Raw genomic sequence first — 22,617 nt, forward strand, 5'->3', positions numbered from 1 at the left:
CCACCCCCGTACGGGGGTGACGGGCAAACGCGGTGGAGGTGCGGACACGTGACGGGTACGGGCGAGTCGCAGGAGATCCGGTCGGCGCTGGTCTCCCTGCGCAGATCGGCGCGGCTGCCCATCGCGTTCGGCGGACTGCTCCACGACCCGGCGAGCCTGCGGCTCACCGAGCTGTCCGGCGCGGCCACGCCCGCGCTGCGCGGCCTGCTGATCTCGTCGGGCCATGGCGTCGGCGGCAAGGCGGTGGCGCTCGCCAGGCCCTGCGGGGTGGCGGACTACGCCCTCGCGCGGCACATCAGCCACGAGTACGACACGGCCGTGGCGGCCGAGGGGCTGCGCTCGGTCGTCGCGGTGCCGGTGATCGTGGGCCGCCGGGTGCGGGGTGTGCTGTACGGCGCGCTGCGGACGCCGCTGCCGATCGGTGACCGGGTCTTCGACGCGGCGGTCACCGCCGCGCGGGACGTCGAACAGGCCCTCGTCGCACGGGACGAGGCGCGGCGGCTACTGGCGCGGACGGCGGCCCCGGGCGGCGGGCCCGGTACGGAGCCGCCGGTTCAGCCGGCCCCGGCCGCGGGGACCGGCGCCTGGGAGGAGGTGCGGGCCGCACACGGCGAACTGCGGGCGCTGGCCCCGCGCATCGCGGACCCGGTGCTGCGCGAGCAGCTGCTCGCGGCCTGCGCCCGACTGTCCGGGGCCGCCGCGGCCCCGCCGGCCGCCCCGGCGCGCCGGGTGGTGCTGGCGCCGCGGGAGGTCGACGTGCTGGCGTGCGTGGCGGCCGGTGCGACGAACGCGGCGGCCTCGGCCGCGCTCGGCATACGGCCGGAGACGGTGAAGGGGTACCTGTGTTCCGCGATGCGCAAACTCGGGGCCCACACCCGGCTGGAGGCGGTGGTGGCGGCGCGGCGCGCGGGGGCGCTGCCGTGACCTGGGCGCTGTGGACGCCCCTCCTCACCGGCGCACGGCGCGACGCGCCCACCGACCGGGGAGCGCCGTGCCGCGGCCGGCGTTCAGGCCGCCGCGGCGCCCCGTGCACCGTGTGAGCGGTGGTGCGTCCACCGGCGGCTCCGTCCCCGCGTCCATGCGCCCGGAGGCCATGAGCCGGGTGTTTCGCCGGGCGTCGCCGGCGCGTGACGCGGGCGTTACACCCGGTGCGCGCGTACGTTCACCGGCGGCGACGCGGGTCGAACAGGACGCCAGGAACGCGTCAATTTCCGGGCCGTGGAGGTCAACGGGCCGTCATGGGTGACAAGGGCCGGCAAAACCGGGCATAGCTTCCCCTTATCGGCCGGACACCGGTCCGGCCGGCACGATCTCCTGATGGAGGACACCATGGAGCTCCTCACCTCCGAGGGCTCGGACGAAGCCGGGGACCCCGACCCTGCCGCCACCGCCGCGCCCGTCGCCCTCGCACCCGTACCCGCCGCGGACCCGCGTTCCTGCCGGCCGCTGTACGTGCCGGTGCGGATCGGCTCGGCCGGCGGTACACAGCTGCGATTCGCGCGCACCCCCGCCGGCACGCGCACCGCCGTCGCGTTCACCAGCAGATCACTGCTGGCGGCGGCTTTCGGCGAACAGCAGCCCTGGGTGCTGCTCGCGGAGTCGGCGCTGCGCTCACTGGCCGAGCCGCTCGGCGCCCCGCTCGTGACGGTGGACCCGCGAAGGACAGTCGCACCGTGTGCCACCGGCGCCAGGGTGGCCCCGCAGGGAGGCAGGAACGGGTGCGTCCGGCGGGCGTCCGCAGCGGAGCTCCTCCCCCAGCGGGAGGAAGGGGCCGGGGGCCCTGCGAAGCTGTCCGGGGTGATACCCGTATGACAACACGCCACGCTCCCGGGACCGGTGAACTCGCACCCGGGCTCAGCGCGCCCTCGGTGTGGCCGCGCTCCGCGGTGGTGGCCCCCGGCGGCGATCTCGCCGTCGCCGGGGTGGCCCTGTCGGAGATCGCCGAACGGTGGGGCACCCCGACGTACGTCCTTGACGAGGACGAGGTGCGCGCCCGCGCCCGCGCGTGGCGCCGGGCGCTGCCGGAGGCCGACGTGGTCTACGCGGCCAAGGCGTTCCTGTGCCGGGCCGTGGTGGACTGGGTGGAACAGGAAGGGCTGGGCCTCGCTGTCCGGACCACCGGTGAGATGGAGCTGGCCGCGACACGCGGCTTCCCCGCCTCGCGGATGATCCTGCACGGAAGCGCCAAGTCGCCCGAGGACCTGCGCACCGCCCTGCGGTTCGGTGTGGGCCGGATCGTGATCGACTCGGACTGCGAGATCGCCCGGATCGCCGCGCAGGTGCCGGGGCCCGAGGCGCAGCGGGTGATGGTGCGGGTGCTTCCCGGCGCCGGGACCGGCGCGGGCCGCGGGGTCGGCGCCGCACGGGGGCAGGAGTTCGGCCTCTCCATCGCCGAGGGCGGCGCCGATGACGCGATCGCCCGCATCCTCGGCCAGCCCAGGCTCGAACTGGTCGGCCTGCACTGCCAACTGGGCCCTGGGACGGCCGACCCGGCCGTGTACGCGGGGGCCGTACGGCGGCTGGTGGCGTTCATGGCCCACGTCAGGGAGCGGTACGGGATCACGCCGGGAGAGCTCGACCTGGGGGGCGGCTTCGCGGTCGCGTACCGGCCGGGCGATCCGGCACCCGGGCCGGCACAGTACGCGACGGCCGTCCTCGGCGCGCTGGACGACGCCTGCGCACAGTACGGCCTGCCGCATCCGCGGCTGACGATCGAGCCGGGCAGGTCGGTCGTCGCCCCGGCCGGTATCGCGCTGTACCGGGTGCTGTCGGTCAAACGGACCGGGGGGCGGGTCTTCGTCGCGATCGACGGAGGCATGAGCGACAACCCGCGGCCCGCGCTGTACGGCGCCCGCTACACGGCCCGCAGGGTCGGGCGCCCCTCGGACGCCCCGATGCGCGCGGCGACCGTCGTCGGCCGCCACAGCGAGGCGGGCGACGTCCTCGCCGAGTCGGTGGAACTGCCGGACGACATCCGGCCCGGTGACCTGCTCGCGGTGCCGGCGTCCGGCGCGTACCAGCTCTCGATGGCCGGCTCCTCGGACATGACGGGCCGTCCGCCGGTGGTCGCGCTTGCCGACGGCAGGTCGCGCCTGCTGGTCCGGCGGGAGAGCTTCGAGGACCAGCGCCGTCGGGACGTCGGGCTCTGACGCCGGCCCTGACCGGGTCCCGGGCCGCTTCGCTCCGGTTCCGAGTGCCACGGAGCCCGTCGGGCGCCGGGCAGGCAGACCCCTCCCCCGTCCCGCCGCCCGGCGCCCACGTGCCGGGCGGCGGCCCCCGCGTGCCGTCAGTAGCCCGGCGGCGGGGTCATCCTCCGGCGCGGCCGGGTCACGTGGTAACCGCCGACCCCGGCGAGCGCGGCACCCACCGCGCCGCCGCCCGTCCACAGCCACCTGTCGGTCCACCAGCCGGACGACCAGCCGCCGTCCGGCTCGTCCGACGCCTGTGTCACGGTCTCGGAGGACGGCGTGGGTGAGGCGCCCGACGTGTCGTCGGACGAGTCGTCGGAAGCCGCGTCCGAGCTGTCGTCCGAGAGGGCCGCGCCCGGGACCAGGGGGGCGGCGAGCTTGCCGCCCACCGCGAACGCGCCGCCCTCGGAGGGCGCGTCGACGGACACGTCCGCCGTCATCGGCAGCCCCAGGTCGCCCTGTCCGGCCTGGACCGCCGTGAGGCGTACGTAGTAGTCGCCCGGCAGCGGATCGTTCGACCACGGCTCCGCCCAGGCCCGTACGGTGCGCAGCGTGCAGCGCAGTTCGACCGAGTCCTGGTCCGGCGCGAGCGTCTTCGTCTGCGCCCCGTACATGCACGACTGCCGCCGCCGCAGTCCGTCGTAGACGTCGACCTGCCACGTCGTCGCCGCCTTGCGGGCCGATGTGTCGGGGAAGGTCACCTTCGCCGTCACCGTCGGCCTCTGTCCGGCGTCGACCGGGACCCGCCAGTAGAGGTAGTCACCCGACGACGCGTCCGCGGTGGCGTGCTGTCCGCTCTGGAACAACTGCGCCGTGCGGAAGGACGTACCGGCCTCCGTCGGGCCCTGTCCTTCCTGGTCCGAAGCACTCGGCGACGGCGACGCGTCGTCCGCCGCGGCCACTCCCGCCGCGCCCAGCAGCGCCGCCGACGCCGCGAGGAGCAGCGTCGCGCCCATCCGTACAGCCCGCATCAGTTCGACCTCCAGATCGCCACACGCCACCGCGACACCCAGCCCCACAGGATCCCGGCCACGAAGCCGATGACGATCAGCGCGCCGATCAGCCACCAGCCGCGCCCGAGGCCGAACGACGCCGCGTCCGAGGCGTTGTGCGGTGCGTCGACCAGGTTCACGGCCAGTTCGACCGGCAGTCCCGGCGCGGTCTTGACCGATGCCGGGGCCGAGTAGGAGTTGCTGACCTCCAGGCAGACCGTCTCGGGGGGTGCGGTGCCGTCGTCGTCGGAGGACGAGGCCGACGAGTCCGCGTCGGGCTTCGGGTAGCGAAGCCCCGTCGAGATCGCGTCCGTGCGCCCGTCGCCGTCCTCCTGGCCGCGTACGATCTCACGGCCGTGGGTGGTGACCGCGCGCAGCAGCACCCCGTAGTCGGGGTTGACGGGCCGGTCGTCGGCGACGCTCACCGAGGCGCGGAGTTCCTGGCCCGGTGCGACGGCCACGCGGTACCAGCGGTGCTGCGCGAACTCCTCGCGGTCGCTGTACAGGCCCGGCTTCAGCTCCGGTGCGCTGGAGCAGGCGTCCGTGCCGCTGGTGGCGACCGGGGTGGCCACCGGGTCCGCTGCCCGGTGCACCAACTGGCCCACACGACCGGAGAGTTCGGCGCGGTGCTTGACGGCGGTGTAGGTGCCGCCGGTGGCCTCGGCGATGCAGGACAGCTGTGCCTGCGTCTTGGCGTCCGGCACGAGACCCAGGGTGTCGATGGTCAGGTGGATGCCCTTGGCGGCGATCTCGCGCGCGACGTCGCACGGGTCGGGCGGCGAGCAGGTGTCCTCGCCGTCGCTGATGAGGACGATACGGCGGCTGCCGTCACCGCCCGAGAGGTCGTTGGCAGCGGCGAGCAGCGCGGGGCCGATGGGTGTCCATCCGGTGGGCTCCAGTGTCCCGACCGCGGTCTTGGCCTCGTCGCGGTCGAGCGGACCCACGGGGTAGAGCTGCTTGGTGTCCTTGCAGCCGAGCGTGAGGCTCTTGCCGGGGTAGGTGGCGCCGAGTGTGCGGATGCCGAGGTCGACGCCCTGCGGCACCCCGTCGAGCACCTGGTCGAACGCCTGCTTCGCGGCCGTCATCCGGGACTGCCCGTCGATGTCACGGGTGCTCATCGAGCCGCTGACGTCGAGTACGAGGTCGACCTTCGCTGCGGGCGCGTCGGCCGCCGTGGCGTCGGTCCCGCCGTCGGCGAAAGCGGTGGTGGGGGTGAGGAGCCCGAAGGACAGGGTGGCCAGCAGCGCGCACGCGGCGACCGCCGGCCGTTTACTTATGATCATCGCCGGATGATATTGAAATCGGGCACGGGGGCCAAACGGGAGTTGACGGCCCGTCAGATGCGCGCCCCGGCGGCAGCGCCGGCCTCCGGGGCCTTACCGCTGCTCCGGGGCCCGACGGCCGCCGTCGGCAAAGCCGTCTTGTGGATTCCGCGGCATCCCTTGCCCTCGAAGACCGTGCGCGGGACACTCCCCGGGAGCGCTCCCACGACGGGGTGCCCGTCTCCGTTCCGCGCCGTGCCCGTGGGGGGTCACGGCGCGGAACGGCCCCTTCAGCGAAGCCCCGTTCACGCCCTGCCGCCCGGCCCGCCGGACGGGGGCCGACGTACCGCGAACGCGCGGCGGACACCCGGCACGGGCCGGAACGGCAGGCGGACAGCACGACGCGCCGCCGCCCTACCCGGGCGGCGGCGCGTCGGTGACACGGGGCCGGTCAGCTCACGGCCGGCCGCCGGGAACCGCTCAGCAGGGGCTCAGCTCTCGCGCCGGCCCGACCAGCGCTTGACGTCGATGACACGCTTGTGGCTGTCACGCAGCGTCGCCGTGTCCTTGTTGTCCCAGACGTAGTGACGGCTGTCCTGGTAGACGTCGCGGGTGGTGTCGCGGCCCACACCCGTGTGCACGCGGACCGACGACTTCCCCGCCAGGCGCAGGTTCTTGAAGCGGTAGACGTGCCGGCTGTCCTTGGCGAGCGTCCAGTTCTTGAGGTTGACCGACGTACGGCCGGTGTTGGAGATGGTCACCCACTCGCCGTTCAGGCTCTTGTTGGTCCGGTTGTCGCGGCCGGGGCTGTCGTACTGGACAGCGCCGACGACGACGGGCGAGTGCGGCGCGCGGTGTGCGGGCGCGTGTCCGGCGGCGGCGGCCGGGAGGACCGCGGACGCCGTCACGACGGCGGCGCCGAGGAGGACCGCGGCGTTGCGAGATGCGGAGTTGAACATGGAGACCTCCTGCATACGGCACCCTCCAGGGGTGCCGACGGTGCTGGTGCCCGGGCGATCGCCGGGCGCGCTCACACTGTGCTCGACGGGGCACCGCAGTGGTGAAAAGTCCCGGAACGGGTTACGGAATCCAGACATTTACGCACCCGTGACAATCCCGGCGCACACGCCCCCGCGCGCGGTACCCCGTACGCAACACCCCTTACACGCATCCTTGCGCGCCAAGGGACGGGGCAGGCCGAGGGCCGGAGCCCCGGCCGAACGCCGGTCCGATCATCGGGCCACGGAGCCCACCCGGAGGGGCCCGGGCCCCTCGTGGTGGATCGGTGTGCGGGCCCCGGCGAGAGGCGCCCCGGTACCGCCGTGGCGCACGGCGACGATCTCGGCCGCGATCGACAGCGCGGTCTCCTCCGGGGTCCGCGCGCCGAGATCCAGGCCGATCGGCGAGCGCAGTGCCGCGATCTCCAGGTCGCCGAGCCCGGCCTCCCGGAGCCGGCCGATACGGTCCTCGTGAGTACGGCGGGACCCCATGGCGCCGATGTACGCGACGGGCAGCCGCAGCGCGACCTCCAGCAGCGGCACGTCGAACTTGGCGTCGTGGGTCAGCACGCACAGCACGCTTCTGTGATCCGTCTCCGTGCCCCGCAGATAGCGGTGCGGCCATTCGACGACGACCTCGTCGGCCTCCGGGAAGCGGGCGGGGGTGGCGAAGACGGGCCGCGCGTCGCACACGGTGACGTGGTACCCGAGGAACTTGCCGGCCCGCACCAGCGCCGCCGCGAAGTCGATGGCACCGAAGACGATCATCCGGGGCGGCGGCACACTCGACTCGACGAAGAGGGTGACGGGCCGTCCGCAGCGTGAGCCGTCAGCCCCGATCTCGACGGTGCCGGTACGGCCCGCGGCGAGCAGGGCGAGAGTCTCCCCCACTGCCGTGCGGTCGAGTCCCGGATGACCGCCGAACCCGCCCTCGTAGGTGCCGTCCTGGCGTACGAACAGCACGCGGCCGAGCAGGGCCGCCGGGCCCCGGACGATCCGGGCGAGCGCCGCCGCCTCCCCCGCCGCCGCGGCGGCGAGCGCGGCGGCGACGACGGGGCGGACCTGCGACACCGCACGCACCGGGGTGACCAGGATGTCGATGACGCCCCCACAGGTCAGCCCGACGGCGAAGGCGTCCTCGTCGCTGTAACCGAACCGCTTGAGCACGGTGGCGCCGGTCCGCAGCGACTCGGCCGCCAACTCGTAGACGGCGCCCTCCACACAGCCGCCGGACACCGACCCGACGGCGGTTCCCCCGCTGTCGACGGCGAGGGCCGCGCCCGGCATCCGGGGCGCGCTGCCGCCGACGGCCACCACGGTGGCCACGGCGAAGTCGCGCCCCTGCCGGGCCCACCGGTGCAGTGCTTCGGCGATGTCCAGCATGGCGGTCTCCTTCGGCTGTGCGGGCACGGAAAAGGCGGCGGCGTCAGGAGACGCCGAGCCACGATTCGAGAGGATGGAGCGCGTAGAAGACGACGAAGATCACGGTCAGCCCCCACATGAAGGGCCCGATCTCCCTGGCCTTCCCCTGGGCCACCCGGATGGCGACGTACGAGACGGTGCCGGCGGCCACACCTGCCGTGATGGAGTACGTGAACGGCATCAGCACGACGGTGAGGAAGGTCGGAAGGGCCACGGCGCGGTCGCTGAAGTCCACGAACCGGGCGTTCTGCATCATCATCGCGCCGATGACGACGAGGGCCGCCGCCGCGACCTCGCCCGGCACGATCCGGGTCAGCGGGGTGAAGAACAGGCAAGCCGCGAACAGCAGTCCCGTGACGACCGAGGCGAACCCGGTGCGGGCGCCCTCGCCGACACCCGTCGCCGACTCGACGAAGACGGTCTGTCCCGAGCCGCCCACCACACCGCCGACCGCGCCGCCGGTGCCGTCGATGAACAGGGCCTTGGACAGGCCCGGCATGCGGCCCCCGGCGTCCACGAGCCCGGCCTCGTTGCCGACCCCGATGATGGTGGCGATGGCGTCGAAGAACCCGGCCAGCACCAGGGTGAACACGATCATCCCGACGGTCAGCCCGCCGACCTGGTCCCAGCCGCCGAAGCGCAGGTCCCCGAAGAGGGAGAAGTCCGGCATCGACACGGCACTGCCGTGCAGGGCAGGCGCCCCGCTCCCCCACTGCCGGGGATCGACCACTCCGGTGCCGCTCAGGACCACGGCGACGACCGTGCCCGCGACGATGCCGATCAGGATGGCGCCCGGGACCTTGCGCGCCTGGAGCATGAAGATCGCCAGCAGGGTGACGCAGAAGATCAGCACGGGCCAGCCCACCAGCTGGCCGCCGGGCCCGAGCGAGAGCGGGTTGCCGCCGTGCGCGGGGTGCACGAAGCCGGCCTTGACCAGGCCGATCAGCGCGACGAACATCCCGATGCCCATGGTGATGGCGTGTTTCAGCGGCAGCGGGATGGCGTTCATGACCTTCTCCCGCAGGCCCGTGACGACGAGGAGCATGATCACAACGCCGTACATGACACACATGCCGAACGCCTGGGGCCAGGTCATCACCGGGACGACCTGCGTCGCGACCACGCTGGAGACCGAGAGCCCGGCCGCGAGCGCGAGCGGTGCCTTGCCGACGAAGCCCATCAGCAGGGTGGTGAACGCGGCGCCGGTGGCGGTCGCGGTGATCAGTGCCTTCTGTCCGAGTGTGTGGCCGGCGGCGTCGGGGCCCGACAGGATCAGCGGGTTGAGCAGCAGGATGTACGCCATGGCCATGAAGGTCGTTATGCCACCGCGCAGTTCGCGCGCGAGCGTGGAGTGCCTGGCGGAGATGTGGAAGTAACGGTCGAGCCGGGACCGGCCGGCCGGGGGACGTGAGCCTTCGCCCGCGTCCTCGTCCGGGGTCGTGGCGAACTGGGTCGGGGTCATGATGCCTGCTCCCAAGGTTCAAAGGGGCACCCGCGACGGCCGCGGTGATCCGCGTACGGCGAGAGGGATTTGGGATGGTGCCTGGCTGCACGACCCGGGGGACGGCCCGAGACGAACGAGAGTCCGGTGGTGGTGGCACGGAGCGGTGTGCCGGGGTGTGACGCCGCCGCGGTGTGACGGGGTGGCGTCCGGGGTGGCGCCGTCCCGGCGACTGGTGGCCGCCGTGCTGACGCCCGAACGGTGGGTGTTTGGGGTGGCGACGTCCCGGCGACTGGTGGCCGCCGTGCTGACGTCAGGCCGGTCGTGGTCCGGTTCCTTGTGGTCCGGCGTGTTGTGGTCCGGCCCGTTGTGGGACAACCCGTTGTGGTCCGGCGTGTATCCGTGGGCCCCGTGGAGGGGGCGATGGTGCGGGTCACCGCGTCCGTGGTGTCGTACGCGGTGCTCCGGGCAGTGCGGGGGACGCCGCTTGAGGGGCGACGTTCCCAGCACGCGCGCCGCCCGGAGGCTGAGCTGCGCCCCGTCAGGCGCCGGTGCCGGTCAGGTGCTCCGGCCGTACCGGCGTCCGCTCCAGTGGGAGTCCCGTCGCGTCCCTGATCGCGGCCAGCACCGCGGGGGTGGACGACAGGGTGGGCGCCTCGCCGACGCCGCGCAGGCCGTACGGCGCCTGGTCATCCGCCAGTTCGAGCACGTCGACGGGGATCGTCGGGGTGTCGAGGATGGTGGGGATCAGGTAGTCGGTGAACGACGGGTTGCGCACCCGCGCCGTCTTCGGGTCGACGATGATCTCCTCCATGACGGCGACACCGAGGCCCTGCGTGGTGCCGCCCTGGATCTGGCCCACCACCGACAGCGGATTGAGGGCCTTGCCGACGTCCTGCGCGCACGCCAGCTCGACCACCTTGACGAGGCCGAGTTCGGTGTCGACCTCGACCACCGCGCGGTGGGCGGCGAAGGAGTACTGGACGTGGCCGTTGCCCTGCCCGGTGCGCAGGTCGAACGCCTCGGTCGGGCGGTGCCGGAACTCCAGCTCCAGGTCGATCGCCTCGTCCTCCAGCACGTCGGCCAGGCCGGCCAGCACCTCACCGCCGTCGGTGACGACCTTGCCGCCTTCGAGCAGGAGCTCGGCCGTGGCCCAGGCCGGGTGGTACGTGCCGAACTTGCGGCGCCCCCGCTCCAGCACCTGCTCGCGTACGTGCTCGCAGGTGTTCTTGACCGCGCCACCCGTCATGTACGTCTGCCGGGATGCGGAGGTGGAGCCCGCGGAACCGACCTGTGTGTCGGCGGGGTTGATGGTCACCTGGGAGACACCGAGCTCGCTGCGGGCGATCTGGGCGTGCACGGTGATGCCGCCCTGCCCGACCTCGGCCATCGCGGTGTGCACGACGGCGACGGCTTCTCCGCCCACGACTTCGAGCCGCACCCGGGCGGTGGAGTAGTCGTCGAAGCCCTCGGAGAAGCCGACGTTCTTGATGCCGACCGCATAGCCGACGCCCCGCACGACACCCTCGCCGTGCGTGGTGTTGGACAGGCCGCCGGGCAGGGCGCGCACGTCGGCCGCCTCACCCGCCGTGGCCCACTGCTGCTCGGGCGGCAGCGGCCGTGCCTTGACCCGGCGCAGGAGTTCGGCGACCGGCGCGGGCGATTCGACGCGCTGGCCGGTGGGCATGACCGCGCCCTGGCTCATCGCGTTGCGCTGCCGGAACTCCACCGGATCCAGGTCGAGTTCCGCTGCCAGCTTGTCCATCTGCGCCTCGTAGGCGAAGCACGCCTGGACCGCGCCGAAGCCGCGCATCGCACCGCAAGGCGGATTGTTGGTGTAGAGGGCGAGTGCCTCGATGGCGACGTCGTCGACGACGTAGGGACCGATCGAGAGCGACGCGGCGTTGCCGACGACGGCGGGCGACGCGGACGCGTAGGCCCCGCCGTCCAGCACGATGCGGCAGCGCACGTGCGTCAGTTTGCCGTCGCGGGTGGCGCCGTGCTCGTACCACAGGCGCGCCGGATGGCGGTGCACGTGGCCGAAGAACGACTCGAACCGGTTGTAGACGATCTTGACGGGCTTGCCGGTCACCAGTGCCAGGAGGCAGCCGTGGATCTGCATCGACAGGTCTTCCCGGCCGCCGAAGGCGCCGCCGACACCGGACAGCGTCATCCGGACCTTCTCCGGCGGCAGCCCCAGCACCGGCGCGATCTGGCGCAGGTCGGAGTGGAGCCACTGCGTCGCCACGTAGAGGTCGACGCCCCCGTCCTCGGACGGTACGGCGAGCCCCGACTCGGGCCCGAGGAACGCCTGGTCCTGCATGCCGAAGGTGTACTCGCCGGAGACGATCACGTCGGCGCGGGCGGCCGCCGCGCCGGCGTCGCCGCGCGTGATGGGCTGCCGGTGCACGACGTTGGGGTGCGGGACGTGGCCGGCATGGTGATCGTCGCGGTTTTCGTGCAGGATCGGCGCGCCCTCGCGGGTGGCGGACACCTCGTCGGTCACGACGGGGAGTTCCGCGTAGTCGACCTTGATCTTCGCGGCGGCGCGGCGCGCGGTCTCCGGATGGTCCGCCGCGATCAGCGCGACGGGTTCGCCGTGGTGGCGCACCTTGCCGTGGGCGAGCACCGGGGTGTCCTGGATCTCCAGGCCGTAGTGGGTGACCTCGGTCGGCAAGTCGTCGTAGGTCAGGACCGCGTACACGCCGGGGGTCGCGAGCGCCTCGGCCGTGTCGATGGAGCGGATCTCAGCGTGCGCCACGGGCGCGCGCAGGGTGTGGCCCCAGAGCATGTCCTCGTGCCACATGTCGGAGGAGTAGGCGAACTCGCCGGTGACCTTGAGGGTGCCGTCGGGACGCAGCGTGGACTCGCCGACGCCGCCCTTCGCGCCGGCCCCCTGGGTGAGCCGGCCCGGGATGACGCGTGGCTGCTGAGGCATCGTCAGTCCCCTTCCGTCTGCCGGGCCGCCGCGAGCCGTACCGCGTCGAGGATCTTCTCGTAGCCGGTGCAGCGGCAGAGATTGCCGGACAGCGCCTCGCGGATGTCCGCGTCGCTGGGCGACGGGTTGCGCTCCAGCATCTCGTCGGCGGCGACGAGCAGGCCCGGCGTGCAGAAGCCGCACTGGACGGCACCCGCGTCGATGAAGGCCTGCTGGACGGGCGAGAGAGGCAGGCCCGGTACTGTCCGGGAGCCGGCCGCCGGGCCCGGGCGCGCCTGCCATCGCTTGGCCGCGTCGAGCGGCGTCCCGGCGGGCCCGGGGGCCCCGGCGGCCCCTCCGGCCCGCGCCGAGGTCAGCTCGCGCTCGATGGCGTAGTCGGCGAGTCCCTCCACGGTGATGACCTCGCGGCCCTCGACCTGGCCGGCCGCGACCAGGCAGGAGCAGACCGGCACGCCGTCGAGGCGGACCGTGCAGGAACCGCATTCGCCCTGTTCGCAGGCGTTCTTGGAGCCGGGCAGGCCCATCCGCTCGCGCAGCACGTACAGGAGGCTCTCGCCCTCCCACACGTCGTCGGCCTCCTGCGGCCGACCGTTCACGGTGAAATTCACACGCATGGGTTACGCAGCTCCTTCGAGGGTGCGGGTGCCGCGGTACTGGTCCCAGGTCCAGCCGAGCTGCCTGCGGGCGAGGACCCCGATCGCGTGCCGGCGGTACCTCGCGGTGCCGCGCACGTCGTCGATGGGGTTGCAGGCGCCGGCGACGAGCTCCGCGAAGCGCGCCGCCACCGACGGGGCGGGCGGCGCGCCGCTGTCCCAGCAGCCGCCCTCGTCGAGGGCCGCGTTCAGGAACTCCTCCGCCGCCTTCGCCCGTACGGGGGTCGGCGCGGCCGAGCCGATGCCGGTCCGCACGGTCCTGGTGTCGGGGTGCAGGGCCAGCCCGAAGGCGCAGACGGCGATGACCATCGCGTTGCGCGTGCCGACCTTTGAGTACTGCTGGGGCCCGGTGGCCTTCTTGATGTGGACGGCCCTGATCAGTTCGTCGGGCTCCAGCGCGTTGCGTTTGACGCCCGTGTAGAAGTCGTCGATGGGGATGCGCCGGCTGCCGCGCACGGACTCGGCCTCGACCTCGGCGCCCGCGGCGAGCAGCGCGGGGTGCGCGTCCCCCGCGGGCGAGGCCGTGCCGAGGTTGCCGCCGACGCCGCCCCGGTTGCGGATCTGCGGGGAGGCCACGGTGTGCGAGGCGAGCGCGAGGCCGGGCAGCTCCGTGCGCAGGTGTTCCATGATCAGGGCGTACGGCACGGACGCGCCGAGGCGTACGGCCCCCTCCGATGCCTCCCAGGCGGACAGCTCGGCGACGCGGTTCAGATCCAGCAGGTACGCGGGCCGGCGGTGATCGAAATTGATCTCGACCATGACGTCCGTGCCACCGGCGATGGGCACCGCGGTGGGATGCGCGGCCTTGGCGGCGAGCGCTTCCTCCCAGCTTGCGGGGCGCAGGAAGTCCATGCGTGGCTCTCTTCATCCTCGTGGTCGGTCGTGGGCATCCGGGGACGGCCGGCCCGGCGGGCGGTGGACCCGGCCGGGGCACTCGATCGGGCGGTGTTCATGAGCTGTTCACGCTGCGTGGCCCCAGTACACAAGGCGTGCTCCGTCCGGGGCAGTCACGGAAACCATGAAGCGGTTGGCAGGTCCGCCGTCCGGTCTTGTAGATTCGAACGAATGCCGGACCACGGGAGCCCCGGCAACCTCACGGTCCCGCCCCGTCCCGGCGGCGTGCGGGTCCCTCCTCTCCCGGCTTCCCGCGGCTGCCGGCCAGGTGCCCGGCGGGAGACGCACGCGACGAGAAACGGCGACGAGACGATGCGGCTGCGCGCACTGCTGGAGACCGAAGGCCTGGGCCTGAGACTGCTGGGCGGCGAGCAGGAACTCGACCGCCCGGTGCGCGGGGTGATGACGACGGACCTGCGCAACCCGAGCCGTTATCTCTCCCCCGGTGAACTGGTGCTGACGGGACTGGTGTGGCGCCGGGACGCCACCGACTCCGAACCCTTCGTACAGCTCCTCGCGACGGCGGGCGTCGCCGCGCTCGCCGTCGGCGAGGCCGACCTGAACGGCATCCCCGAGGACCTGATGGCGGCGTGCGTACGGCACCGGCTGCCGCTGCTCGCGGTCAACACGGCGGTGTCCTTCGCGGCCATCACGGAACACGTGGTCCGGCAGGTGTCGGGCGAACGGGCGGGCGATCTGGCCGCCGTCGTGGACCGGCACCGCAGGCTGATGACGTCCGGCCCGGCGGGCGGTGGCCCGGACGCGGTGCTCGACCTGCTCGGCTCCGACCTCGACCTGCGGGCCTGGGTGCTCTCGCCCACGGGCCGGCGGATCGCCTCCTCCGGCGCGCCGCTGGCGGACGGCAGGGCGGCCGAACTCGCGGCGGCGCACCTGGCGGCGGCCCGCACCGGACGCCGGGGTCCCTATCGCACGGTGCTGGGCTCGACGGTGTACTCGCTGTTCGCGGTCCGCACCCTCGGCAGGGGCGGCGACCCGGTCGGGCACATGACGCGCGAACCCCGCGAGAGCGCGCTGTCGGAGTGGCTGCTCGCGGTGGAGGCGGACGCGAGCGACTGGCCCGCGGAACGGCTCGATCTGCTCCAGGGTGTCACCCAGCTCATCGCGGTGGAGCGGGACCGGCGCGACGCCGCGCGGGCGGTACGGCGCAGGCTCGCGCAGGAGATCCTGGAGCTGGTCCAGGCGGCCGCGGCACCGGCGGAGATCGCGGCGCGGCTGCGCGTGGCCGCGCCGGTGCTGCTGCCGTCCGGCGGCGCCGCCCCGAACTGGCAGATCGTCGTGGCGAGTCTGGAGTGGTCCGGGCCGAGCGCGGCGACGGGCAGCGCCCCTGTGCTGCAGTCCGTACTGGAGGAGATCCTCGCGACGCCGGGCTCCCGGGGCGGCCGGGTGGCCGACCGGATCGCGGTGGCGTACGCGGGCGAGGAGGCGGTGGCGCTCGTACCGCTGCCGCCGGACGGGGAGCGGGCCGCGCCGTCCGGGTCCGAGCCGGGGTCCACCACCGCCGGCGCGTCCGCGTCCGCCACCGGGTCCGGGACCCGGCCCGCGTCCGGCGAAGGGGCTCCGGCGGAACTCTCCCCCGCCGGTGCGGGTGCCGGTGAGGGCGCGGTGCGCGGCGCCGGGCTGTTCGCCGACGAGGTGGTCGCCGCCGTGCGCGCACCACTCGCCGCCGGGCTCGACGGCGACGGCCGGATCACGCTCGGCGTGTCGGCGGTGGTGCACTCGGCGGAGGGGCTGCGCGGAGCGCTGGAGGAGGCGCGGCACGCACGGCGGGTCGCGGCGGCGCGGCAGGGGCGGGTCTGCGCGGCGGGCCACCACGAACTCGCGTCTCACGTCCTGCTGCTGCCGTTCGTACCGGACGACGTGCGCCGGGCGTTCACCGCGCGGCTGCTGGACCCCCTGCGCGACTACGACGCACGGCACCGGGCCGAACTCGTCCCCACGCTGGAGGCGTTCCTCGACTGCGACGGCTCCTGGACGCGCTGCGCGTCCCGGCTGCATCTGCACGTGAACACGCTGCGGTACCGGATCGGCAGGATCGAGCAGCTGACGGGCCGTGACCTGGCCCGCCTGGAGGACAAGCTCGACTTCTACCTCGCGCTGCGGATGAGCTGACGCGGGCGCCCGGCGCGGGACGCTCCGGCGGCCGGAGACCGGGGGACGACGAGTTTGTGAAAAATTTCACCAGAAGTATTGGCCCGGAGCCCCATCCGTGCTGAGATGCATCTCACACTCGGCACAATGGCGCGCAAGGGGAGGGCTCCGTGGCGTATACCGCGATGTCTGGTTCCGGAAGCACTGCCGGTGATGATCCGCTCCAGACAGCGGTGTGGCGGTTGCGCTCGCGCGGCTGCTGGCTGGACGCGGCGGCCCTGCTCGCTCCGCACGCGGGAACCGCGGGACCCGCGCTCCAGCGGGCCTCACTCCTCGTCGAGCGCTGCCTCTACACGGGCCGGGGCTGGGCGGAGGCCGAGGACGCGCTCCGTACGGCAGAGGCCACCGCCCGCACCGACGACGAACGCGGGGCCGCGGCGTGCGAGCGCGGCCATCTCGCCTACGTCTCCTCGCTGCTGCGGGTGCACGACCGCTCCGACGAGGCCCACGCGGCGCTCGGCCGGGCGGCTGCCCTGCTGGAGCCGCACGCTCCGGGCCGGGCCCTGCTGGACTTCCGCCGGGGCCTCGTGGCGGAGAACCTCTCGGAATCGCCGCAGTCCGCGCGGGGCGCGTACGTACGGGCGCACGCGGCGGCCACCGACCACGGAGACACCCTGCTGATGTCGTTCACCTGGCGCCATCTCGCGGGCCTCGCCTTGCGGCAGGGCGAACTCGCGGAGGCGCGGCACGGCTTCGCCGAATCGCTGCGTATCCGCGAGGAGATGGGCTACCTCGTCGGCACGGCGCCCGCGCTGGTGTCGCTGGCCGAGACCGAGCAGGAGCCGGAGGCGGGGCGGCTGAGAGCCGAGGCGGGCCGGCTCGTCCGGCTGCTGGGCGGTGTGCCGACATGGCTCGCGGACAAGCTCACGCCGCCGTTCCCGCTCACCCCGCCGGCCCCGGCGTTCCCCCTCACCCCGCCGGCCCCGGCGTGACCTCGCCGGGCCCATCCTGAGCGAGGTCCGCGAGGCCGTCCTGAGCGGGGCCCGGTGGTCCGTCCGCGGCGCCGCCCAGCGGTTGGTGGGAAGCGGGCGGTCCGTCCGCCGGGCGGCCCAGCGGTTCGCGGGAAGCGGGCGGTCCGTCCACCGGGCGGCGTGCGGCGGGCGGGGCCGGGGCCTCCCGCGGAGTCCCGTGCCAGGTGCGCCAGAGTGCGGCATACGGGCCGTCCGCCGCCACCAGCGTCTCGTGAGCGCCGAGTTCGGTGATCCGGCCGCCGTCGAGCACCGCCACCCGATCCGCGTCGTGCGCCGTGTGCAGCCGGTGGGCGATCGCGACGACCGTACGGCCGCGCAGCACGGCGGCGAGCGCCCGCTCCGTGTGCCGGGCGGCGGCCGGGTCGAGCAGGGCCGTCGCCTCGTCCAGGATCACGGTGCCCGGGTCGGCGAGCACGACCCGGGCCAGCGCGAGCTGCTGGGCCTGCGCACCATCCAGTTCAAGCCGCCCCGAGCCCAGTTCGGTGTCCAGCCCGTCCGGCAGGTCCGCCACCCAGGTGGCGCCGACCGCTTCCAGGGCGGCGAGCAGGTGTCCGTCGGCGGCGTCCGCGGCGGCGAGCAGCAGGTTCTCCCGCACGCTCGCCCGGAAGACGTGGTGCTCCTGGCTGACCAGGACCACATGCCGGCGCAGCAGCTCCGGGTCGAGGTCGGCCACCGGCACCCCACCGACGGTCACACTGCCCTCGCGCGGCCGGTCGACCCCGACGAGCAGCCGCCCGAGAGTCGACTTGCCGGCGCCCGAGGGACCGACGAGCGCGAGCCGTTCCCCCGGGCGTACCGAGAGCTGGACGCCGTGCAGGACGTCGTCGTCCGCGCCGTCGTAGGCGTAGCGCACGCCGCTCACCTCGATGTGGCCGCCGTCCGGCACCGGACCCCCGGCAGGGGGCGCGGGGGGCGCGGCGGCGAGCCCCTCGACCCGCGCGAACGAGGCCTGGGCGCTCTGGATGTTCTCCATCCGCTGGAGGATCGCGTCGAGCGGCGCGGACAGTTGGCGCAGGTACAGCGCGCACGAGACGACGGCGCCGAGCGGGGCCGCGCCCCGCGCCACGAGCACGCCCCCCGTCAGCAGCACGGCGACGACGGGCAGCACGTAGGAGACGTCGACAGCGGGGAAGAGGACGCTGCGCAGGCGGAGCGTGTCCTCGCGGCTGCGCCACCACTCGGCGGCGACGGCCGCGGTGAGCGCCGTCCGGCGCCGCCCGAGGCCGAACGCCTCGACCGTACGGGCACCCGCCGCGGTCTCGGCGAGCGTCCCGGCGAGCGCCGAATGGGTCTCGCCCTGCGCCAGGTAGGCGGCCGGCGCGCGGCGCAGGTACCAGCGGGCGACGACGGGGATGCCGGCCAGGAACACGATGCCGATCGCTCCCGCGAGCGGTGACAGCACCAGGACAGCGGCCACCAGGAACACCGTCTGGATCGCCGCGATCAGCACCTCGGGCGCGACGTCCCGCAGCGCCACTCCGACGACCGGCACATCACTGGTGCCGCGGGCCATGAGGTCCCCCGTCCCGGCCCGTTCGACCACGGACGCGGGCAGCGCGAGCGCCCGGGACACGAACCGCTCCCGGATACGGGCCGATGTGCGCTCACCGAAACGGTGCCCGAGGAGCCTGCCGTACCGGGTCAGCAGCAGTTGGACGAGGGCGCAGCCGACGAGGGCGAGCGCGAGCCGGTCGACCCCGGCGGCGGTGCCGCCACCGACCACGGTGTCGACCATGCGGCCGAGCAGCCACGGTGCGGCCAGTCCCGCGGCGGCCGCGGCCGTGTTGAGGACGATCATCCAGGCGAAGGCGCGGGCGTCGGCCCGTACGAGGCGCAGGGCGGCCACGCGTACCGCGCGGGTATCCGCGACGGGCAGGCGGACCGGCGCGGTCATCGGGCCTCCTCGGTGTCACGGGCGACGAGGTCGCGGTAGCGGGGGCTCGACGCCAGCAGCTCCTGGTGGGTGCCGACCGCGGCCACCCGGCCGTCGACCAGGTGGCAGACGGTGTCGGCCTGGGCGAGGACGAGCGGCGAGAGCGTCGTGACGACGGTGGTGTGCCCGGCCCGGTCGGCCCGCAGCCGGGCGGCGAGCACGGCCTCGGTGTGCGCGTCGAGGGCCGACGTGGGTCCCACCGCGAGCAGCACTTCCGGGCGGGCGAGCAACGCCCTTGCCATGCGCAGGCGTTGGCGCTGCCCCCCGGAGACGTCGCGGCCCTGTCCTGCGAGGTGGGTGTCCAGGCCGGACGGCAGCGCCTGGACGATGTCCTGCGCGACCGCCGTGTGCAGGGCCCGTGCCAGAGCCGCCGGGTCACGCGGCTCCCGGCCCTCGACGCTCTCGCGCAGGGCACCGGAGAAGAGGTGTGCCTCGTTGTCGGCCAGGAGCACCCGCTCCCGCACGGCCGCGAGGGGGACGGCGTCCAGCCGGACGCCGCCCCACGTGGCGTCCGACGGGGTGAAGCGGCCGAGCCGGTCGAGCACGGCCGCGCTGTCGGCCCCCCGGTCGGCCGCGAGGGCGGTGAGCAGACCGGGTTCGATCACCACACCGGACGCCGGGTCGTGCAGCGCGGCCGGTGCCTCCGGCGCTCGCAGCGTGGTCGGCGGACCGTCGGCGATCTCCGGTTCGAGCGCGAGGAAGTCCACCACGCGGCGGGCGCCGACCAGCCCCGCGCCCAGGTCGTGGCTGCCCTCGACGAAGTACGTCACGGGCACGGCGAGCACGGCGACATAGCCGTAGACAGCGACCAGTTGGCCCACGCTGATGTCGCCCTCCACCGCCATCCGCGCGCCCAGCCAGGTCACCGCGGCGAGGAACAGCGCGGGCAGGCCGACGGCGATCGCGTCGATCCAGCTCGCCACGGACGCCACGCGGTAGCCCTCGGCCAGCAGGGCCCGGGACCCGCGCCGGTAACGCCGTTCGTACGCCTCCTTGCCGCCGAGCCCGCTGAGCACGCGCAGCCCGCCGGCGACGTCGGCCACGCTCATGGTGAGTTCGCCCTGCCTCTCCCGGTACGCGGACAGGGCGCCCCGCAACCCGCTGATCAGCGGACCGAGGACCAGCGCGAGCAGCGGGACGCCGAACAGCACGACGGCGGCCAGCAGCGGTGACACCGACAGCAGCACGGCGGCGACCGCCAGCGCGCACACGACCGCGCCCACACCGGGGCCCGCCAGCGTCATGGTGGTGGCGATCGCGGCGACATCGCCGATGCCGATGGCCAGCACCTCGCCCGCGGTGAGCCGGTGCGGCAGGGTGGCGCCGAGCCGGACCGCCTGGTCGGTCACCGCTCGTACGGTGCGCAGGGCCGCGTCGTTGCGGGCGCGGGTCATGGTGCGGTGGCGCGTGATCGACAGCCAGGCGCTGCCGAGCCCCACGCCGAGAAGGGCGGCGGACCACCCGGCGACGGCCGCGTCGTCGCCCGCGCGCAGCCCGTCGTCGACGGCACGGGAGAGCAGATAGGGCGGCAGCGCGAGGGAGACCATCCACACACTGCCGATCAGGGCGCCCAGCACGGTACGGCGGCGCTGGCTCACGACGAGCCACCACAGGAACCGCAAGGGGCTGCGACAGTCCGGGAGTTCGGGCGGCCCACCGGTCCCGGGGGCGGCCGGGCCGTGCGGCGGTGCGTCCGCCGCGGTGTCCCTCGGTGTGACGCTCATCTCCCGCACGCTAGCAAGACCGCGCGGCCGCCGGCCCCGCGGGTCAGCAGTCCGCGCCCGTGAAGTGTTCCCGTACCAGCGCGGCGACGCCCGGCAGATTGCGGGCCACGAGTGCGTCGAGGAGCGCGGTGTGTTCCGCGGCGTCCGCGATGAGGTCGGCGCGGCGTACCGCCCCGCTCCCGGTGGACGGCCACTGGGAGCGCCGGTGCAGGTCCTCGGCGACCAGGACGAGCTGCCGGTTGCCGCCCAGCGAGAGCAGGGCACGGTGGAACGCCCGGTCGTGCTCGACGTACGTGCCCCGGTCGCCCAGCGCGGCCGCGGCGGTGCACCGCTCGGCGGCCGGCCGCAGTTCCTCCCACGCGGGCGCCGGGTCGGCGCGCGCGAGCCGCAGCAGGACGGGTACCTCGATCAGGGCCCGTACCTCGGCGAGCTCGGCGAGTTCGGCGGGTTCGCGTTCGGCGACCCGGAAGCCGCGGTTGGGCACGACCTCGACGCTCCCCTCGGCGGCCAGCCGTTGCATGGCTTCCCGTACGGGTGTCGCGGAGACGCCGAACCGGCGGCCGAGTGCGGGAGCCGAGTAGACCTCACCGGGAGCCAGCTCGCCGGCGGCGAGGGCACTCCGCAGCGCGTCCAGGATCTGACCGCGTACGGAGTGCCGCCTCACCTGTACGGGCAGCGGCAGGGCGCCGGACGCGGATGCGGGAGCCGGCACGGACGGGCCGCCCCTCGCGGGCGCGGAAGGCGGCACGGACGCGAAGGCCGGATGGTGGCCGCCCGCGGGTACGGGGCCGTCCCCACGCGTCCCCGGGATCCCGCCCGCCTCGGCCGCTCCGCCTCGCGCGGCGGTGTACGGAGGCCGCGTGGCGGACGGGTCCGCCCGGCGCTGCTCCACTCGCACTGCACCTCCGCTCGCCGCCCACCCGGATGGCGGTACGGGGTCGTGCTCTGCACGATAGGCGGCGGGGGCTCCTTGTACACACCTCGCGAACTTCGGATAAGGTAAGGCTTACCTGCAAACGATCGCGATTCGGTGGTTGCCTGCATGCCCCTGTCCCCCGCGCCGGCCGGCCCGCTCGCCCCGCCGTCGTCCTCGCCGTTCGCGGACGCCTACCTGCGGCTGACGGAGGTGTTCCCCTCCCTGCACGTCGAGGTGCGGGGCGCCGGCGAACCGCCCCGCACCGGCGAGGGCTGGGTGACGGCGGCGGCGCTCGCGTCCGACTCCGCCGCACTCGACGCGTTCCTGGCCTGGGACGAAGGGCAGATCCGCCGCGACTGGGGCCAGGAGGCCCGGCCCGACGTGCTCGCGAGCATGGCGCTGCACCGTTACGCGTGGCCCGCCTGCCTGCTCGTCACCGTGCCGTGGTTCCTGCAGCGCAGGGTGCCCCGCCTGCCGCCGTCGGCGCTGTCCTTCCAGCGCACACTGGGCCGGATGTCCGTGAGCCTCGGCGAGTTCGCCTGTCTGCCGGACGACCCGGCAGTGGGCACACCCGGCGCCCGGGTCGTACGGGGTGAGGAGGCGCTGCGCGCCGAGGTGCGCTCCGCGGTGGCGGACCATCTGACGCCGCTGCTCGGGGCGTTCGGTCCCCGGATGCGGCGCCGTGGGCGCGCGCTGTGGGGTATGGCGACGGACGAGATCGTCGAGGGCCTCTGGTACGTCGGCCATCTGCTGGGCGAGGAGGAGCGCGCCGTCCGTGAGCTGGGGCTTCTCATGCCAGGGACGTCCGCACCGTATGCCGGGGCCGCCGGCTTCCGCGAACTCGGCGCCGAGGACGGGCGCGTAGTGCCGACCCGCGATCGCGTCTCCTGCTGTCTGTTCTACACTCTGCGTCCTGACGACACGTGCGTCACATGCCCCCGCACATGTGACAGCGAGCGGGCGCGGAAGCTGAGCGCCTCCGCCTGACGGCTGCCTGATTGCTGACGGCGCGTCAGCAAACCTGACAGCGCGTCACCTCGCGCCCAGAACCACCCCGAAGGGTGATATTAATCGAATATGACAGCCGGTCATCGAACGGCAGTTCTTACTGAACAC

17 protein-coding genes are annotated in these 22,617 nt (G+C 74.1%); 6 read left to right on the forward strand and 11 right to left on the reverse strand.

The window, feature by feature from the left end:
* The first annotated feature begins 48 nt into the window (after positions 1–48).
* The 3 genes from OG310_RS06560 to lysA all read left to right on the forward strand — a co-directional run bounded on the left by OG310_RS06560 (position 49) and on the right by lysA (position 3,149).
* Complete coding sequence (locus OG310_RS06560) at positions 49–924, forward strand: LuxR C-terminal-related transcriptional regulator (protein WP_329454930.1); 876 nt, start codon at positions 49–51, stop codon at positions 922–924.
* Positions 925–1,317: 393 nt separating this feature from the next.
* A complete protein-coding gene (locus OG310_RS06565; protein ID WP_329454931.1) occupies positions 1,318–1,812 on the forward strand; it encodes an SAV_915 family protein in 495 nt (164 codons plus the stop codon).
* The gene (lysA, locus tag OG310_RS06570; protein ID WP_329454932.1) at positions 1,809–3,149 is read left to right on the forward strand and encodes a diaminopimelate decarboxylase; all 1,341 of its coding nucleotides are present in this window, start codon (positions 1,809–1,811) and stop codon (positions 3,147–3,149) included. The genes OG310_RS06565 and lysA overlap by 4 nt, the downstream gene beginning before the upstream one ends.
* A gap of 137 nt (positions 3,150–3,286) precedes the next feature.
* Here the strand turns inward: lysA and OG310_RS06575 are convergent, their stop codons facing one another.
* From OG310_RS06575 to OG310_RS06610, 8 genes are all read right to left on the reverse strand, one after another.
* A complete protein-coding gene (locus OG310_RS06575) occupies positions 3,287–4,159 on the reverse strand; it encodes a hypothetical protein (RefSeq protein WP_329454933.1) in 873 nt (290 codons plus the stop codon).
* Positions 4,159–5,463, reverse strand: a complete 1,305-nt coding sequence (locus tag OG310_RS06580) for a VWA domain-containing protein (protein ID WP_329454934.1) — start codon at positions 5,461–5,463, stop codon at positions 4,159–4,161. Before OG310_RS06580 ends, OG310_RS06575 begins: the two co-directional genes overlap by 1 nt.
* A gap of 470 nt (positions 5,464–5,933) precedes the next feature.
* Positions 5,934–6,401, reverse strand: coding sequence for a lamin tail domain-containing protein (locus tag OG310_RS06585; RefSeq protein ID WP_329454935.1), 468 nt, complete (start codon positions 6,399–6,401; stop codon positions 5,934–5,936).
* 273 nt (positions 6,402–6,674) lie between these two features.
* Positions 6,675–7,823, reverse strand: coding sequence for an XdhC family protein (locus OG310_RS06590; protein ID WP_329454936.1), 1,149 nt, complete (start codon positions 7,821–7,823; stop codon positions 6,675–6,677).
* Positions 7,824–7,866: 43 nt separating this feature from the next.
* Positions 7,867–9,324: an NCS2 family permease gene (locus OG310_RS06595; RefSeq protein ID WP_329454937.1), complete on the reverse strand. Its 1,458-nt coding sequence runs from the start codon at positions 9,322–9,324 to the stop codon at positions 7,867–7,869.
* Between the two features lie 520 nt (positions 9,325–9,844).
* Positions 9,845–12,241 (reverse strand): xanthine dehydrogenase subunit D, encoded by a 2,397-nt coding sequence (gene pucD / locus OG310_RS06600; RefSeq protein WP_329454938.1) that lies wholly within the window; start codon positions 12,239–12,241, stop codon positions 9,845–9,847.
* Between the two features lie 2 nt (positions 12,242–12,243).
* Positions 12,244–12,855 carry a (2Fe-2S)-binding protein gene (locus tag OG310_RS06605; RefSeq protein WP_329454939.1) on the reverse strand — a complete coding sequence of 204 codons (612 nt, stop codon included), beginning with the start codon at positions 12,853–12,855 and terminating at the stop codon, positions 12,244–12,246.
* Positions 12,856–12,858: 3 nt separating this feature from the next.
* The gene (locus tag OG310_RS06610) at positions 12,859–13,746 is read right to left on the reverse strand and encodes an FAD binding domain-containing protein (protein WP_329454940.1); all 888 of its coding nucleotides are present in this window, start codon (positions 13,744–13,746) and stop codon (positions 12,859–12,861) included.
* A gap of 354 nt (positions 13,747–14,100) precedes the next feature.
* Between OG310_RS06610 and OG310_RS06615 the strand changes: the two genes are divergently transcribed.
* Positions 14,101–15,918, forward strand: coding sequence for a PucR family transcriptional regulator (locus tag OG310_RS06615; protein WP_329460048.1), 1,818 nt, complete (start codon positions 14,101–14,103; stop codon positions 15,916–15,918).
* A 164-nt stretch (positions 15,919–16,082) separates the two neighbouring features.
* A complete protein-coding gene (locus OG310_RS06620) occupies positions 16,083–16,889 on the forward strand; it encodes a hypothetical protein (protein WP_329454941.1) in 807 nt (268 codons plus the stop codon).
* On the opposite strand, the gene OG310_RS06625 is transcribed toward OG310_RS06620, so the two are convergent.
* From OG310_RS06625 to OG310_RS06635, 3 genes are read right to left on the reverse strand one after another with little or no spacing between them, the layout of a single operon-like run.
* Positions 16,867–18,822, reverse strand: a complete 1,956-nt coding sequence (locus tag OG310_RS06625) for an ABC transporter ATP-binding protein (protein ID WP_329454942.1) — start codon at positions 18,820–18,822, stop codon at positions 16,867–16,869. The two genes, OG310_RS06620 and OG310_RS06625, sit on opposite strands and share 23 nt — an antisense overlap.
* A complete protein-coding gene (locus OG310_RS06630) occupies positions 18,819–20,585 on the reverse strand; it encodes an ABC transporter ATP-binding protein (protein ID WP_329454943.1) in 1,767 nt (588 codons plus the stop codon). The genes OG310_RS06625 and OG310_RS06630 overlap by 4 nt, the downstream gene beginning before the upstream one ends.
* 43 nt (positions 20,586–20,628) lie before the next feature.
* A complete protein-coding gene (locus OG310_RS06635) occupies positions 20,629–21,477 on the reverse strand; it encodes a GntR family transcriptional regulator (RefSeq protein ID WP_329454944.1) in 849 nt (282 codons plus the stop codon).
* Between the two features lie 150 nt (positions 21,478–21,627).
* Here OG310_RS06635 and OG310_RS06640 point away from each other — a divergent pair, with 150 nt between their 5' ends.
* Positions 21,628–22,488: a (2Fe-2S)-binding protein gene (locus OG310_RS06640; RefSeq protein WP_329454945.1), complete on the forward strand. Its 861-nt coding sequence runs from the start codon at positions 21,628–21,630 to the stop codon at positions 22,486–22,488.
* Positions 22,489–22,617 lie beyond the last annotated feature (129 nt).

Origin of the sequence: Streptomyces sp. NBC_01497 (assembly GCF_036250695.1) — a bacterium.
Taxonomy (GTDB): Bacteria; Actinomycetota; Actinomycetes; order Streptomycetales; family Streptomycetaceae; genus Streptomyces.